Annotated in this window: 16 protein-coding genes; 3 read left to right on the forward strand and 13 right to left on the reverse strand. The window is 51.8% G+C overall.

Annotation, left to right across the window (positions count from 1 at the left end):
• From BBD41_RS02895 to pdhA, 3 genes are all read right to left on the reverse strand, one after another.
• Complete coding sequence (locus BBD41_RS02895; RefSeq protein ID WP_077565591.1) at positions 1–1,326, reverse strand: dihydrolipoamide acetyltransferase family protein; 1,326 nt, start codon at positions 1,324–1,326, stop codon at positions 1–3.
• 30 nt (positions 1,327–1,356) lie between these two features.
• Positions 1,357–2,334: an alpha-ketoacid dehydrogenase subunit beta gene (locus BBD41_RS02900; RefSeq protein ID WP_077565590.1), complete on the reverse strand. Its 978-nt coding sequence runs from the start codon at positions 2,332–2,334 to the stop codon at positions 1,357–1,359.
• 149 nt (positions 2,335–2,483) lie between these two features.
• Positions 2,484–3,551 carry a pyruvate dehydrogenase (acetyl-transferring) E1 component subunit alpha gene (pdhA, locus tag BBD41_RS02905; protein WP_099480433.1) on the reverse strand — a complete coding sequence of 356 codons (1,068 nt, stop codon included), beginning with the start codon at positions 3,549–3,551 and terminating at the stop codon, positions 2,484–2,486.
• 256 nt (positions 3,552–3,807) lie between these two features.
• On the opposite strand from pdhA, the gene BBD41_RS02910 reads away from it, so the two are divergent.
• Complete coding sequence (locus BBD41_RS02910) at positions 3,808–4,536, forward strand: alpha/beta hydrolase (RefSeq protein WP_099476649.1); 729 nt, start codon at positions 3,808–3,810, stop codon at positions 4,534–4,536.
• A 331-nt stretch (positions 4,537–4,867) separates the two neighbouring features.
• On the opposite strand, the gene BBD41_RS02915 is transcribed toward BBD41_RS02910, so the two are convergent.
• Together BBD41_RS02915 and BBD41_RS02920 are read right to left on the reverse strand one after the other, a co-directional pair.
• Positions 4,868–5,332, reverse strand: coding sequence for a low molecular weight protein-tyrosine-phosphatase (locus BBD41_RS02915; protein ID WP_077565588.1), 465 nt, complete (start codon positions 5,330–5,332; stop codon positions 4,868–4,870).
• A 90-nt stretch (positions 5,333–5,422) separates the two neighbouring features.
• The gene (locus BBD41_RS02920) at positions 5,423–6,064 is read right to left on the reverse strand and encodes a trimeric intracellular cation channel family protein (protein ID WP_077568929.1); all 642 of its coding nucleotides are present in this window, start codon (positions 6,062–6,064) and stop codon (positions 5,423–5,425) included.
• A gap of 135 nt (positions 6,065–6,199) precedes the next feature.
• Here BBD41_RS02920 and BBD41_RS02925 point away from each other — a divergent pair, with 135 nt between their 5' ends.
• Together BBD41_RS02925 and BBD41_RS02930 are read left to right on the forward strand one after the other, a co-directional pair.
• On the forward strand, positions 6,200–6,844 hold the full coding sequence (locus tag BBD41_RS02925; RefSeq protein WP_099476650.1) for a thiamine diphosphokinase: 645 nt from the start codon (positions 6,200–6,202) through the stop codon (positions 6,842–6,844).
• Positions 6,845–7,113: 269 nt separating this feature from the next.
• Complete coding sequence (locus BBD41_RS02930) at positions 7,114–7,611, forward strand: C40 family peptidase (protein ID WP_099476651.1); 498 nt, start codon at positions 7,114–7,116, stop codon at positions 7,609–7,611.
• 37 nt (positions 7,612–7,648) lie between these two features.
• On the opposite strand, the gene BBD41_RS02935 is transcribed toward BBD41_RS02930, so the two are convergent.
• The 8 genes from BBD41_RS02935 to BBD41_RS02970 form a co-directional block, all read right to left on the reverse strand.
• The gene (locus BBD41_RS02935) at positions 7,649–8,368 is read right to left on the reverse strand and encodes a response regulator transcription factor (RefSeq protein WP_099476652.1); all 720 of its coding nucleotides are present in this window, start codon (positions 8,366–8,368) and stop codon (positions 7,649–7,651) included.
• Positions 8,369–8,751: 383 nt separating this feature from the next.
• Complete coding sequence (locus BBD41_RS02940; protein ID WP_237087078.1) at positions 8,752–9,816, reverse strand: ThiF family adenylyltransferase; 1,065 nt, start codon at positions 9,814–9,816, stop codon at positions 8,752–8,754.
• Between the two features lie 126 nt (positions 9,817–9,942).
• A complete protein-coding gene (locus BBD41_RS02945) occupies positions 9,943–10,746 on the reverse strand; it encodes a phosphotransferase (protein ID WP_099476653.1) in 804 nt (267 codons plus the stop codon).
• A 401-nt stretch (positions 10,747–11,147) separates the two neighbouring features.
• Positions 11,148–12,701, reverse strand: a complete 1,554-nt coding sequence (locus BBD41_RS02950; protein ID WP_099476654.1) for an ABC-F family ATP-binding cassette domain-containing protein — start codon at positions 12,699–12,701, stop codon at positions 11,148–11,150.
• Between the two features lie 115 nt (positions 12,702–12,816).
• Positions 12,817–13,815, reverse strand: coding sequence for a hypothetical protein (locus tag BBD41_RS02955; RefSeq protein WP_099476655.1), 999 nt, complete (start codon positions 13,813–13,815; stop codon positions 12,817–12,819).
• On the reverse strand, positions 13,802–14,356 hold the full coding sequence (locus BBD41_RS02960; protein WP_077565581.1) for a hypothetical protein: 555 nt from the start codon (positions 14,354–14,356) through the stop codon (positions 13,802–13,804). Before BBD41_RS02960 ends, BBD41_RS02955 begins: the two co-directional genes overlap by 14 nt.
• 6 nt (positions 14,357–14,362) lie before the next feature.
• Positions 14,363–14,758 carry a hypothetical protein gene (locus tag BBD41_RS02965; RefSeq protein WP_099476656.1) on the reverse strand — a complete coding sequence of 132 codons (396 nt, stop codon included), beginning with the start codon at positions 14,756–14,758 and terminating at the stop codon, positions 14,363–14,365.
• Positions 14,759–14,779: 21 nt separating this feature from the next.
• Positions 14,780–15,238, reverse strand: coding sequence for an ABC transporter permease (locus BBD41_RS02970; RefSeq protein WP_099476657.1), 459 nt, complete (start codon positions 15,236–15,238; stop codon positions 14,780–14,782).
• Positions 15,239–15,288: the final 50 nt, after the last annotated feature.

The following is a 15,288-nucleotide window of genomic DNA, read 5'->3' on the forward strand; positions in this document are numbered from 1 at the left end:
TTACACCTCCATAACAAGCAGCTCAGGGTTAGCGAGCAGTTGTTTAATATAGTTCATAAAGTTTTGAGCCGTAGCGCCGTCGATGATGCGGTGGTCAAAGCTGAGGGACAGCGCCATGACAGGTGCCGCTACAATTTCACCGTTCTTCACGACCGCTTTTTCGCTGATGCGGCCGGTACCGAGAATCGCAACTTCTGGGAAGTTGATGATCGGCGTAAAGAACATGCCGCCTGCGGAACCGATGTTCGTGATGGAAATCGTGCTGCCTTTCATTTCGTTAGGAGCCAGCTTGCCTTCGCGGCCGCGCGCTGCCAGGTCACGGATGCTGTCGGCGATCATCCAGATGCTCTTACGGTCGGCATCCTTGATGACCGGTACGATCAGGCCGTTGTCGGTGTCGGTTGCGATACCGATGTTGTAGTACTTTTTGTACACAATTTCGTTCGCTTCTTCGTCGATCATCGCGTTCAAGGCAGGGAACTGACGGCAAGCCGCAACAAGAGCCTTGACGATGAACGGCAGATACGTAACTTTCGTGCCTTTCTTCTCGGCGATCGGCTTCATGCGGGTACGGAATGCCACAAGCTCGGTTACGTCCACTTCGTCCATGATCGTTACATGCGGAGCGGTGTAAGCCGATTTAACCATAGCATTCGAGATCGCTTTGCGGATGCCTTTGAATGGTACGCGCTCTTCTTCGGCACGTGGATCCACTGCTGCGGATGCTGCTGCAGGAGCCGCTTTCGCCTCGGAAGCCGCTTCTTGTGCAGGAGCTGCTGCCGCTTGGCCGCCGCCGTTCTTGAAGGCTTCCACATCTTCGCGGGTTACTTTGCCGTTGTTGCCGGAGCCTTGGACCTGCGTAATATCCACACCCTGCTCACGAGCAAACTTGCGTACGCTAGGCGTTGCAAGCACTTCACGGTTCGGAGCTGCCGGTGCGCTTGCGCCGCCGTTTCCGCCCTGCTTCGCATCCGCCGGCGCGTCTTGTGCAGGCGAGGAAGTGGTGTCCGCGCTACCTTTTGCAGCGTCAGCTTCTTGAGCGGACTGCTCTTCTGCATGGCCGCCTGCCTGCTCAGGAATGTCGCCTTCGGCATCGATGATCGCTACCACTTCACCGACGCGGCAAACCTGGCCGTCCTTGGCAAAAACTTCTTGAACCGTACCGTTCACGGGACAAGGAACTTCTACGACCGCTTTGTCGTTCTGTACTTCCATGATGATGTCGTCGTCTGTTACTTTGTCGCCCGGCTTGATATGCATTTTGATGATTTCACCTTCATGCAAACCCTCGCCCAGCTCTGGAAAACGATATTCAAATTTTGCCAACTGAAAAACCTCCCTAAATATTTGCTGCAATTAGAAATTCATGACTTTATTAACGGCATCTACGATCCGCGCAGGCGTAGGGAGCCAAGCATCCTCGATTTGAGCGAATGGATACACGGTGTCCGGAGGTGCTACACGCAGAACTGGAGCTTCCAGGTGCAAAATTGCCTTTTCGTTGATCTGTGCAATGACTTCTGCTGCCACGCCGGCGGATTTTTGAGCTTCCTGCACGACGATCGCGCGGTTGGTCTTCTTCACCGAAGCAACCACCGTGTCGATGTCGATCGGCGCGATGGTGCGCAGGTCGATGATTTCCGCTTTAATACCGTTCTTCTCGAGCTCTTCAGCAGCCTTGGTTGCGGTATGAACCATCAGACCGTACGCAATAATCGTTACGTCGGAGCCTTCGCGAACCACATTAGCTTTACCGAGCTCAACCGTATACTCGCCTTCCGGCACTTCGGCGCGGAACGCATGGTACAGGTTCAAGTGCTCCATGAAGAATACAGGATCGTTGTCGCGGATCGATGCGATCATAAGTCCTTTTGCATCATAAGGATTGGAAGGAACTACAACTTTAATACCCGGGGTTTGCGCAAGCAAACCTTCCAATGCGTCGGTGTGCAGCTCTGCAGCTTTAACTCCGCCGCCAAATGGTGTGCGGAATACGATTGGCGAATTGTAGCGTCCGCCGGAGCGGTAACGCATACGAGCAGCCTGTACGGCGATTTGGTCCAACGCTTCGAAAATAAAACCTACGAATTGAATCTCAGCAATCGGACGGAAGCCTTGAATACCCAGACCTACCGCAAGACCGCCGATCGCGGATTCGGCAAGCGGCGTATCAAATACGCGTTCCTCGCCAAACTCCTTCTGAAGGCCTTCTGTTACCCGGAACACACCGCCGACATTACCCACGTCTTCACCGAAGATGACAACGTTCGGATCACGGCTCAATTCAACGCGCATGGCGTCGCGAATCGCTTCTTTCATGTTCATTTGTGCCATTGCTTGATTTCCTCCTTAAGTGTTACAGTTCACTATTCCAGCGACTTAGGCGCCGTTTACGCTATATTCAATCCCTGACCTTGTGCACCCATGACAAAACCGAATAATTGTCCGTTCAAAGAGGGGGAACAATTATCGGTTAAGCTTCCTTATTGGAAATCGGCTTTTTGCTCTTCAAGATGCTTCGGAGTTTGCTCGAACATGCTGTCGATCAATCCTGGGACCGTCATTTTCTCCGTTTGTTCTGCTTTCTTGATCTGCTCGTTGACTTTCGCCTTCGCTTCCTCTTTCACGCGAGCCGTATCTTCTTCTGTCCAAAGACCCTTCTTCTCCAGATATTTCGCAAGACGCGCGATCGGATCCTTCTCGCTCCATTCGCCTTCTTCTTCCTTCGTGCGGTATTTGGTTGCATCGTCGGAAAGGGAATGCGGACGGAAACGGTAAGTCACAGCTTCGATCAGCGTTGCGCCTTCGCCGTTGCGAGCGCGCTCGGCAGCGTCACGAACCGCCTTGATAACCGCGAACACGTCCATGCCGTCAACTCTAACGCCCTTGATGCCGGCTGCTACCGCTTTGTGCGCGATGGACAGCGCCGCCGTCTGCTTGGAGAACGGAGTAGTAATCGCGTAGCCGTTGTTCTGTACGAAGAAGATGACAGGCAGCTTGTAAACGCCGGCAAAGTTCAAGCCTTCGTAGAAATCACCTTCGGACGAACCGCCGTCACCGGTGTAAGTAATAACCACTTGCTTCTGTTTCTTCAATTTATAGCCCATAGCAATACCCATCGCGTGCAAAATCTGTGCACCGATGATGATTTGCGGCATCAAAACGTTAACGCCTTCGGGAATTTGTCCGCCATGCTGATGGCCACGGGAGTACAAGAACGCTTGGTAAAGCGGAAGACCATGCCATACGATCTGCGGCATATCGCGGTAGCCCGGGCAGATAAAGTCGTCCTTCTCGATCGCGAATTCACTGCCGACCATCGTTGCTTCTTGACCGGATACCGGCGCGTAGAAGCCGAGGCGACCTTGACGGCCGAGGTTAACGGCACGATCATCCCAAGTACGGGTAAACACCATGCGGTACATAATTTCTTTCAATTGATCGTCCGACAGTTCTGGCAGAAGATCCTGGTTTACGATTTCGCCATCCGGGGAAAGTACAGATAGAGTATCCACTTCCTCGGTATATACTTCATAAGGAACCTTGGTCATTTTTTTCACCTCAATAAATATTTGAATATCAAGTTCCGCTGTTATAGAATTATTATACACCTGTTTTACTCCATTCGTCAAAGAAATACCTCATAAAATTTCAGATTCCTTGACGTTTGTATGTATAACAGTGTGTGGATAATACTATAACAGTATGACAAACATCATAGAACAGCAGACAGTAAAGTACGAATAGGGTAATTTTAACTTATTGTTTACTCCATTTCAAAAACTAACCCGAAAAAGGTGACGAGTGATGACGAATGAACGACTATTGAAGCGAACCATTGTGAAGGAAACGATTGAAAGCCGGTTTCTTCAAGAACCGCGGACGCTGCGCATCTACCTTCCACCCGGCTATAACGAAATTCTCAGCTATCCTGTCGTCTACTGTCAGGACGGCGAGGAATTTTTCAACTTCGGCCGGATTGCAACCTGGGCCAACCAGCTGATCCTTGACGAAGGGGTCGAACCTTTTATTATCGTTGGCGTTGAAGTGAATACCAAAGTCCGTACCGAAGAATACGCACCATTCGGCAACCGGTTCGATGCCTACGTATCCTGCTTCGCCGAAGAGATTATTCCCTTCGTTGAACAAAATTATCCTGTTCGAAGAGAACCCGGCGAGCGGCTGCTTGCGGGCGACTCCCTTGGCGGCAGCGTCTCCGTGCATCTGGCGCTCCGCTACCCGCAGCTGTTCACGCGCGTGATCAGCTTGTCCGGCGCCTTCTACGAGATGTCCCAGAGCATCATCAAGCAAGAGCAGGATTTGTCCTGGCTGGACATCTATATGATCGTAGGCCTGCAAGAGGACAATTACGCAACCGATACGGGCGTCTACAATTTCGTCGAATTGAACCGCCAGACCAAGGCGTTGCTCGAAGAACGCGGAGCTAAAGTAGCTTATCATGAGAAAGACGGGCGTCACCTTTGGGGCTTCTGGCAAAAAGAGCTGCCTGCTGCCCTTATGTACTTTCTGGGTTAAACTAGGACTGACATGATGGTCGTTCCTTAATTGGTAAGACAATTACCATAATGATACGGTACGTTAAGCTGCCATGGCCTGATCCCTTCAAGAGGGGCTCGGGCCATTTTACGTTCTGCAGACTGTTCGGGCTCGAACCCTTTCCGGCAAAAAAATTGAGGGATTACCCCGCCCTCTTCATCCCGGGCTTTCGTCTGTAAAAAAAGATGAACAACCGCGCATTATTATGGAATGTGCATTGTTCATCTTATGAAACGTCCTTCTTGGTTACGCTTTCAATCCGGCCCGTTGAATAAGCGGTTTAAAACACAGACCGCTTTATTCGAATCGATTATAGCTTTTCTTGGATGATCTTGTCCAGCAGGATGTCGCATCCGGCGTCGATGAGGCGGTACACCTCTTCGAAATTTCCGGTGAAATAAGGATCCGGTACCTCTCGCAGCTTTTCGTCAGGCAGCAAATCCATGAATTTCATGATGTTCGCATCACCGCCTCCTGGCAGCTTGCGCATATTAGCTACATTGGAGTCGTCCATCCCGATCACGTAATCGAACGCCTCCAGGTCCTTGCTCAACACCTGCCGTGCCGTCATCCCTTCGTAGCTGATGTTCCAGCTGTCCAGCAGCTTGCGCGTTCCTTCGTGGGGGATTTTGCCGACATGCCAGTCGCCGGTGCCTGCCGAATCCACCTTTACCTTATCCTGCAAGCCTTTTGCGGCGATCTTGTGTCGAAGCACCGCTTCCGCCATCGGAGAGCGGCAAATATTGCCCAAACATACAAACAAGACGGATACCATCGCTTCAGCCTCCTTGTCATCAACGTACCTAAAGAACCTCATTTAACGGATGAAACTTGATCATTGCGCAAGATTGTCACCCGGGGAAACTCAGCTGCCGGCACTCATGCCGCCGCCCGATGCGCCTCCATGCGATAGCGATCGTCTCGGCAGTCTCCATTTATAATGAACGGACAGCATTCGGAATACAATCACGACCACGAATAACGTCAACAGCTGCCACGTCGCTGTCGCAGCTCCGAGACCGACGGCCGCGCCGGCCACCATCGCCCAAACTGCATAGATCTCGTCCCGCAGGACAAGCGGCTTGCGCCCGGCAAGCAGATCCCGGACCATACCGCCCCCGCTTCCTGTCAGCACGGCTGCGACAAGCACTGCGCTGAGCGGATGATTCATTTGCGTCGCATAGAGCGCCCCTTGAATCGCAAAAGCGGACAACCCGATCGCATCGAATAAGGCTTCGGTCCTCTTCCAATGATGGAGCCATCCGAGAGGCAGCACAAACGCGCAAAATACCGATATCAAGGCCAGTATAATCAGATCGCTTTGGCTCCACAGCGTCGTTACGGGAACGCCGATCAGCACGTTTCTTATGATGCCCCCGCCGAAGGCGGTTACGAGGCCAAGGACCACAACTCCCAGAATATCATAATCCTCTTCCATTGCCACAATGGCTCCCGACATGGCGAACGCTATTGTTCCAATGATACTGAATACATCAAACACATGCATGTCCACAATTCCCGATTCCCCCGCTCCGCGAAAAATTACCTACTACATTGTAGTCAGGCCTACTAAATTGTGCAAGTGCGAATCCTGCTATATACTAGACGAAACGGCAATTCTCTTAAAAAAGGAGGAAATGACATGCTGCCTGCACGAGCTCTGATCTTTACCGGAGGGGAGTTGTCTGCGCAATTTTTGGAGGAAATCCGAAGCGGGGATTTCATTATCGGCGCGGATCGCGGCGCTTTGTTTTTAATCGAGCACGGGATCAGGCCGGACCTGTCGGTCGGGGATTTCGATTCCATCACTCCCGAAGAATTGGCGAAGGTTCAAGCGATGAGCGGAAAAATCATCGAATGCGATCCGGTTGACAAAAACCTAACCGATACCGAGCTGGCCTTTGACCTGGCGCTCGAACAGTCGCCTGAGTCCATCTTGATTATGGGAGCAAGCGGCACCCGGCTGGATCATACGCTGGCCAACATCCATATGCTGATCCGCGGGCTGCAGCACCACATTCCATGCTCCATATTAGATAAGAACAATTACATCACCTTGACCGGCTCCAGCTGTGTCGTAGAGGATCGCGGATTTAAATACGTCTCTCTGCTGCCCCTCACCACCGAGGTCACCGGCATCGAACTGGAAGGCTTTGAATATCCGCTTCACAATGCTTCGCTTCGCATGGGGCAGTCCCTCGGGGTCAGCAACCGGCTGTCCGGGGACAAAGGCATCGTGCATATCGAAGGCGGACTGCTTCTTATCATCCAGAGCAAAGATCAGTAATCGTTACTTTTTTGTCATCTTTACTTGGCGGTGTAAACCTATTTGTAACAATCGATAAAACCCTTGCGACGCAAGGGTTTTTGTTGCTTTTCCGGCTTGCTCGATCCGCCATTTCTTAATTTTTTGTAACTTTTAATCGTTTTTTAATAATTCGCTTTCATTCCATGCGTGCCAAGCGTTTGCGCCGATTAGCCACATTTTGGTCGGTTTCAAATCTGCTATACTCGGTTCATCGCAAAAAACAAAAACGCATGGAGGTACTATACAACATGAATCGACAGAACTGGATTAAGAAAGCTGTAGTCGTTAGCTTGAGCGCAACTTTGGGTGCAGGCGCGGTGCTTACCGTTGCTCCTCCGGCTCCTGTAGAAGCCGCATCCGTCAGCAAGGGAACTCAAGTCGTCAACTACGGCAAACAATATATGGGAACACCTTACAAATTCGGCGCATCCACATCCACAACAAGAGTGTTTGACTGCTCTTCTTTCATGAAGCATATCTTTAAGAAGTATGGCGTTAATCTGCCGCGGACATCTGCTGCACAGTCCAAAGTAGGTAAAGCTGTCTCCAAGTCGAACCTGAAAGCCGGCGATTTGGTATTCTTCTCCAGCGGAAGCCGCGCTAACGGACGAAACGTAACGCATGTGGCCGTTTACATGGGCAATGGTAAAATCCTGCACACTTATGGCAAGCCGGGCGTAACGATTTCTAACCTGAACTCCGGCAACTGGAAGAAGACTTACCTGAAAGCACGCCGCGTACTTTAATATATAGCTGAATCGCAAACAACCGGCCGTCTTCCTATCAAGGAAGGCGGTTTTTTGCGCTCACATCAATCTCATCCGGAGCCATCAGCTTATAACCGGCACCCCGGATCGTTCGCAGCAGCTTTAGCTTCCTTCCTTTGTCGACCTTCTCTCTTAAATGGAGGATATACACATCTACCACATTCGTTCCGGTGTGGAAATCATAGTCCCATACATATCGTAAAATATCTTCGCGCGTACAGACCTGCCCCGCCCGTTTGGCCAAGAAAAGCAGCAAGTCGAATTCGCGGTGCGTCAGCTCGACGGACTCCTCCCCCCGGACCACGCTCCGTTTTAACGGATCGATTACAAGATCGCCGATCTGGATGGCCTCGTTAATCTCGCGTTGAACCGGCTGGAAGATGCGAAGCAGATTCGCAATGCGCGCAAGCATCTCTCTTGGATCCCATTCTTGGGGAATGTAATCATGAGCGCCGGCCTCCAGCGCTTGCACCGCCTCTTCCGCCCCGTCATTCCCTAACACCATAACGGGAACGGCTTTTCCATTCCCCGTCAACCGTTCAACCAGATTAAACCGGCTCATCCCCGGCAGCTTGCTGTCGATTAGCAAAATGTCCGGAGCTGTACGCTCGATGGAAGAGACCACTTCGGAATAATGATGAGCAAATGCGATCTGGTACCCCGCCTCTTCCAGCATCACGGACACTGCACGGGAGCGATCCGATGGATCTGCCGCAATAAGGATCAATATTTCCACGGTGCCTCCTCCCACTTCGCTGCTTGATACAGTAAGTATGTCTGATTTATGGCGATTTCACTCCTGAATGGTTACACAGCCAGGCACTATGGCTTGGAGTTAGCGTGATTTGACCCAAAACGAAAAAAGGAGCGCCCATAGGTCCAGCGACCTTGAACACTCCACTTTCCTATGAATCATTGGCCTAGAATGCGAAACTGAAGCAATCCTATTCAGCAAATCTGCACTACATCCGAATGTTGCACCGTTCTGCGAGCATATTCGCCACTGCAACCGACTGATGCACTGTCTTCAGCAAATTTGCCACTCCAACCGACCTGTCTGCAGCAAATTTGCCGCTACATCCGACTGTTGCACCGTTATTCACACAACCCTGCCGGCCCTTAGCCTCCGACGTATTTATTGTAAAGCGATCGCGCTGCGGCCAGATCGGATGTACCGTGAACTAATGTTCGTCCGTCTTCGAAGATGACCAAGCGATGCCCGTTAACCCGATACATGACCATATAAGGAGTCGCTGTTGCTTTGCCTTCCCGAAGGCTGTTCAGCTGCTCCGCCAGCTGTTGCAGGGCAATCCGCTTCGGCCTGGCCGGACGGATTTGAACGGTATCTCTCCCGCACAACACTTCGCTTTTTTCGACATTGGCTGCCGACAAATACGGATACACCGGATGCTCGCCGCATGTGGGACAGTCCATTCTCCTTGCCCGTTCCACACCGAATTCCACGCGCTCGTTGCGCCAAATGTCAAACGAGAGCATCTTCTTTCGGAGGACGTGACGCTGCCCGGCCAGCAGCTTCATCGCCTCCATCGTCTGATGTGCAGCTACCATCTGGACCGCTTGTGGAAGAATGCCATGAACATCGCACGTATCGCCGCCCATCGGAATCGTTCCGAGCAGGCAGTTCAAGCAAGGGGTCTCCCCCGGCAAAAACGTAAAGCTCATACCGGAGCTTCCAACACATCCGCCATAAATCCATGGGATTCCGCGTTGATAAGCGACGTCATTCATGATCAGCCGCGTTTCAAAGTTATCGGTAGCATCCATAATGAGATGAACACCTTGAGATAGCTCCGCTAATTCCTGGGCCCGAACATCGGTTACCCTCCCGATCACCTCGACACCCGAGTTGATCTGCGATAGGCGCCTTTGTGCCGCGATAGCTTTAGGCAGACGTTCATCGGCATCCTGCTCCGTAAACAGCTGCTGACGCTGCAGATTGCTCCATTCCACGTAATCGCGATCCGCAATCGTTAGGCGTCCCACACCCGCGCGAACGAGCGTTTCCGACACGGCGCTGCCAAGGGCGCCTGCTCCTACAACCAGAACATGGCTGTCCAGCAGCCGTTGCTGCCCCTCGCTGCCGAAAGGAGCAAACCGTTCTTGCCTTGAATATCGCTGGCTGTGCTCCGAACCCGGAGTCTCCCTTTCCTTATCGCTCCCCATCCCGATATCCATGCTGCCATGAGATGTTGCGTTGTTCTCTTCCATACCGTTCAAGTCGACCCCTCCTGCAATTTCTCAAGCATCTTCAATCCTAGCTTCCATTCGGTACTTCCAAAGCTTCATCCTTTACTCGAGCGCATGCTCGAGCATACGGCGATGACGCAATATCCAGGCTGCGCTTCTCGCTCTCCAAGCCAGACCCCAAAGCGGCCCGTGGCTATCAGGTGTAACCTTCATTTCAATCGCTTCCTCTGCCGTTTCCGTGACGACGACGGCAACAATCATTTCGAACAAGGCGGCTCTGCCGCCCGGCCCCAGACCGTAAGCGTCCACGAGCAGCCGAACCTGCCTTGCACGCGCTTCCGGTGAAGGCAGGCCGTTCATCATGGCGACGTCATCGTCATGCAGCTGCGGAAACAGCCAGCACACGCGGGCAAGCTCCGCCAGCGGATCGACCGGCCCAGCGTATTCCCAATCGATCAAGGCGGCAGGCAGGCCGTCCTTCGTCACCATGTTCCACGGTGCTATATCTCCATGGCTGTAGACCAGGTTGGGTCCCCCGAGTCTCCGTAGGAACCATGGCTTCCACACAGCATGCGGATCCGGGCTGAACGAAGCGGAAGCATCATGGAGCCTTCGAACCATTCGGCCCACTTCGACGATGGCATCATCGCTCCAGGGTCCAGGATGGATGAAATCTCCTTCAATATAGCTTACCGTTTCCTGTCCTTCCTCATTGGTGCCGGCACCTATGACGGTCGGCAGCGATTCAAAGCCCCTAGCCTGCAAATGCCTTAGCAAGGCATGTATGCCGGGCGTCCACGGACCTGCCGGCCGGTAGACGACGCCGCTGCGGAGGACAACCGACTTCTCTTCGGATAGGATGATGTTCTCGCCATCATTTCCATTCTTGTTCGACTCCAAGGTCATTCCCCTTTCGGCGGGGACTTCCGCACGGTTGGACAGGGGCTAGTCATGCGGAATCCCCCATAATGATGACAGCCCCAAACATGGATCCATTTCTTCCATGTACCATCCCCCCGATCTTCGTTAAATTGACTCTAGCATATCACAAACTGCATAATGGTACGATATCATCAATCACTGCATGCTTAGCGATGAAGATGGAAATGAACACTGCTTACAATACACGAAAACATAAAAAAGGCGGCACTGGGACATCGAGACCCATAGCACCGCCTATTTGTATGTTGGGATCCTAGATTGATAATTCATGATCCGCCCCTCAAGCTATACACCCCGCCTGGGGATTTCCCTGTCTAGATCGGCAATATTACCGCTCCTGCATGCTTAATGCAAAAACAAAATGATTACGCCTGCTGGGTGGACCAGTCTTCCACGTTCCAGATTTTCGTTACCCAATCCTCGTAAAAGTCCGGCTCGTGGGAAACGAGCAGGATTGTTCCTTTATACTCCTTCAAGGCACGCTTCAGCTCATCCTTTGCGGCAACGTCCAGGTGGTTTGTCGGTTCGTCAAACAGAATCCAGTTGCTCTCGCGCATCAGCAGCTTGCACAAACGCACCTTTGCCTGCTCGCCGCCGCTGAGCGCCTTTAACGGACGGGTAATATGCTCATTCTTAAGGCCGCAGCGGGCAAGATGGGCTCTTACCTCGTGCTGGTTCAAATGCGGAAACTCGTTCCAAACGTCATCGATCGGCGTCAAGTTGCCTGGGCGCACCTCTTGCTCAAAATAAGCCGGATACAGGAAATCCCCTTGATACGTTTTGCCGCTGAAAGGCTCGATCTTGCCCAAAATCGTTTTCAGCAAGGTCGATTTACCGACGCCGTTGCAGCCCACGATCGCTATTTTTTCACCACGCTCAATGGTGATGCTCATTTTAGGCAACAGCGGTCGGTCATATCCAATCTCAAACTCGATCCCTTCAAATACGGTTTTGCCGCTGGCCCGAGCTTCTTTGAAGTTGAAGACCGGCTTTGCCGCCTCTTCCGGCCGGTCAATCCGCTCGAGACGCTCAAGCTGCTTCTCCCGGCTCTTGGCCCGTCCTGAAGTGGAATACCGGGCTTTGTTCCGCTGAATGAAATCCTCCTGCTTCTTGATGAACTCCTGCTGCTTCTCGTACGCATCGATATGCTGGTTCTTGTTAATATCCGCCATCTCGAGAAACTTCTCATAATTGGCGGTATACCGGGTCAGCTTGGCAAATTCCAAATGATAGATGACATCCACCACTTGATTCATGAATTCCGTATCGTGTGAGATCAGAATGAAAGCATAAGGATATTGCTTTAAATATTGCGTCAGCCACTCAATATGCTCCACATCCAAATAGTTCGTCGGCTCGTCCAGCAGAAGCACATTCGGCTTCTCCAGCAATAGCTTCGCGAGCAGCACCTTAGTCCGCTGTCCGCCGCTTAGCGTTGCAACGTCACGGTCGAGCCCGATGGCGGACAACCCCAATCCATTGGCCATCTCTTCTACTTTCACATCCAGCAGATAGAAATCTCCGATCTCCAGCTGCTCCTGAATCTCGCCCATTTGCTCAAGCAGCACTTCCAGCTCCTCGGGAGAGGCTTCGGCCATCTTGTTCGTAACTTCCATCATTTCCTTCTCCAGCTCCAGCAGAGGAAGAAACGCATCCTTAAGAACGTCGCGCACGGTCTTGCCCGGCGTAAGCTTGGTATGCTGATCCAGATAGCCGTATCGTACCTTTGGCGTCCACTCTACCTTACCGCTGTCCTTTAACAGCTGTCCGGTTAAAATATTCATCAAGGTCGATTTGCCCACCCCGTTCGCTCCGACCAGGCCGACATGCTCTCCGGCCAGCAATCGGAAAGACACATTTTTGAACAGCGTCCGGTCTCCGAAGTTATGCGATACGTTCTCTACAGTCAATAAACTCATGGCTATAGTAACTCCTGTCTGTATAATATGAAATTCATTCTTGGTAGTTAGTAAAAAAGTACACAGTCAAGAATTTATTGTATCACACCAAGCAGCTCCCCTGAAACTACAACTTTCAGGGGGCCATAACCCCCGGATTACGGCAGCTCCGCTCTCGATAGCCTGCTGCGGCCGCCTCCTTCGGATGGGAAAATGTCTCTTCCACCCGGAAAGGAAACGAGCAGTCATCCCGGAAATAATATTTCAACCCCCGGTCGTCCACGCCACCGAAATAAACCGGGGACTTCACCAGCCTTCCCCCGCCAAATGCATAATTGTTATAATAGCGGTCCCCCAGCGGAATCCCTTGAACAAAAGCCAGCATGCCGACATCATCGATCGTATTCACCCATTCCTCCTGCGAGATGGCGGGGAGCGTAAAGATATAGGTCATGCCGTTGCGCAGAGCTGATTCATTATGACGCTGTATGTAATACGCCAGCCGATCCTGAACGGCGTTCACGATCGTTATTCGCCGAATTTGTTCGAACGTCTCTTCACTCTGAAGCAGGGAAACGCCTGCCTGCGCGGCCAACTCATGCCTCCACCCGGCGTACCACCGGGAAGAGCGCGATTCATAGACGCGAACGAACGAATCCAAAGTAAACTGCACGCTGTTGCCCTCGCCATCCGACCATGCATATGGCACCTTCGGAGTCCATTGGTGGCGCATCTCTTCTTCACCTGCTTCATTGGTATGGCTCTGCAAAGCATAGATAAAATAACCGTCATAATCCAATACGACAAGCGCGGGGATATACCACCATAGAGCAGCTTGTGACGCGAAATCTCCCTCTTCTATGCCCATATTCATGTATAACGTTTGGGCAAACGCCTTCAGCGCCTGATCTTTATCCGCCCGCATAAATTTCTTGGAATCATAAGCTGCTTCGAACGACGGGGTTTCATTCAAGTTCAAACTCATGCTGCCGTCCTGCACTGCGGATCGCAGCGCGGCGGTATATTTCATTTCAATATAGCGAATATCCCCCAGGCTATCATAGCGGAAGCCAAGAATGAGAAGAAGCGGAAAGAATATGGCTGTGAACACGATCGCCAGATCAGTAATCTTCATTAAGCACTAGCCCTCCGTAAGGAAAAACGATGGCTGCTTTTCCACTCGAATCCGTCCCGGTTAACGCATCCATAATCAGCATCCCCGGCGTTCTGTTCAGGCTCTGCACCCGGACTTGAAACAGGTCCCCGGCTGTCAGACGATACACCCGCCGTTCGTCATCCCTTGGCATATCCGACTCCGGAAACAGATAGGCTGCGAGATCTTCCTGATAGTAAGCATCATATACAACGACATACCGGTTAAGAAATGTGTCCGGGTCGGCGGGATCCGCATACTCCGGCTGGTATTTCTTATGGCGATGCTCCATCTGGACGTCATATTCATTACCTGTCGCTGCAAGCTCCTGCAAAAAATCCTGGTACATGGTCGGCGTGATGTACCCTTTCGTTCGGACACTATCCACAAATTTGGTTACCGCCTGGTAGACGACGATCCGAGATAGGTCATCTTGCCTTCTGGCCAGCTCCCCTGCAGGGACGATGTACAAAAGCAGCAATGCAAGAAAAGCCGCAAACCATTTCGATACCGAATTCGACACTACGTCCTACCTCACTTTAACAAACCGAATTAAGTCCACCGCCCCGTCGCTTTCCCGGTGGTAGTCCGCCGCATAACGGCCATCCGAATCGATGACCGAGAGATCCATCGACTCGAGCTCGGTCCCTGGAGCGAACCGCAATCCGTCAATAACCGCTTCAAGCTGCCCTGACTGTACCTCGCGAAGCGTAAACAGCACCTCACTGCCCGTAAAATAGGGCTCCATTGATTCAGATACGGCTGGAAACGTTGACACCCCGGCATTTTGTTCTTCCGTCATTGCGGCTGCCGCGGTCAATCCGGAGTCAAGTACGGACAGGATCGTCATGGCATACAAGCAGGCGCTCAAAAAAAGTCCCAGCCCGGCTGCGAGCTCTATCGCGCGGATCGTTTGCTCGCGCAATCCTATCACCCTCCATCCCAGCTACTGAATAAATTTGATCCCCCGGATCACGTTGGAATCATCCTTCACGATACTCGCATGAAACTTCCCGCTTGGATTTACATACTCCGCGCTCTTCTCGTTCATGGTCAAGCTGATATTGCCCTGCCTCGAATCCGGATTCAGTATCAGCCCGCTGTTATCCAGCACATTCCCGTACCATTGTCCCGCTCTATTCTTGCCCGTAGCGATAAATATGCCGAATTGATCCTTATCCTTATACTTGCGAAGCGCGTTTGTCACTTGCGAGCCGCTAATCGTCGTGCCGTCATATACGGTGAATGCGGCTTGCGACAGCTCGGTCTGAATGTCCGAGAAGTTGTTTTGCGCCGTTTTGGTCGCTTCTTGTGCAGAAATAAACAGGATGACTACAATCGTGATCAAGGCAATCGTCAGAAAAATTCCGGCAGCCACTTTTAAAGCAGATGAAGCATTATTCATTTGACGCTCCCCATTTCTTTAAATTTTTTTAAAATTACGGCATTAAAAGA

The organism is Paenibacillus ihbetae (assembly GCF_002741055.1).
Classification (GTDB): domain Bacteria; phylum Bacillota; class Bacilli; order Paenibacillales; family Paenibacillaceae; genus Paenibacillus_AQ; species Paenibacillus_AQ ihbetae.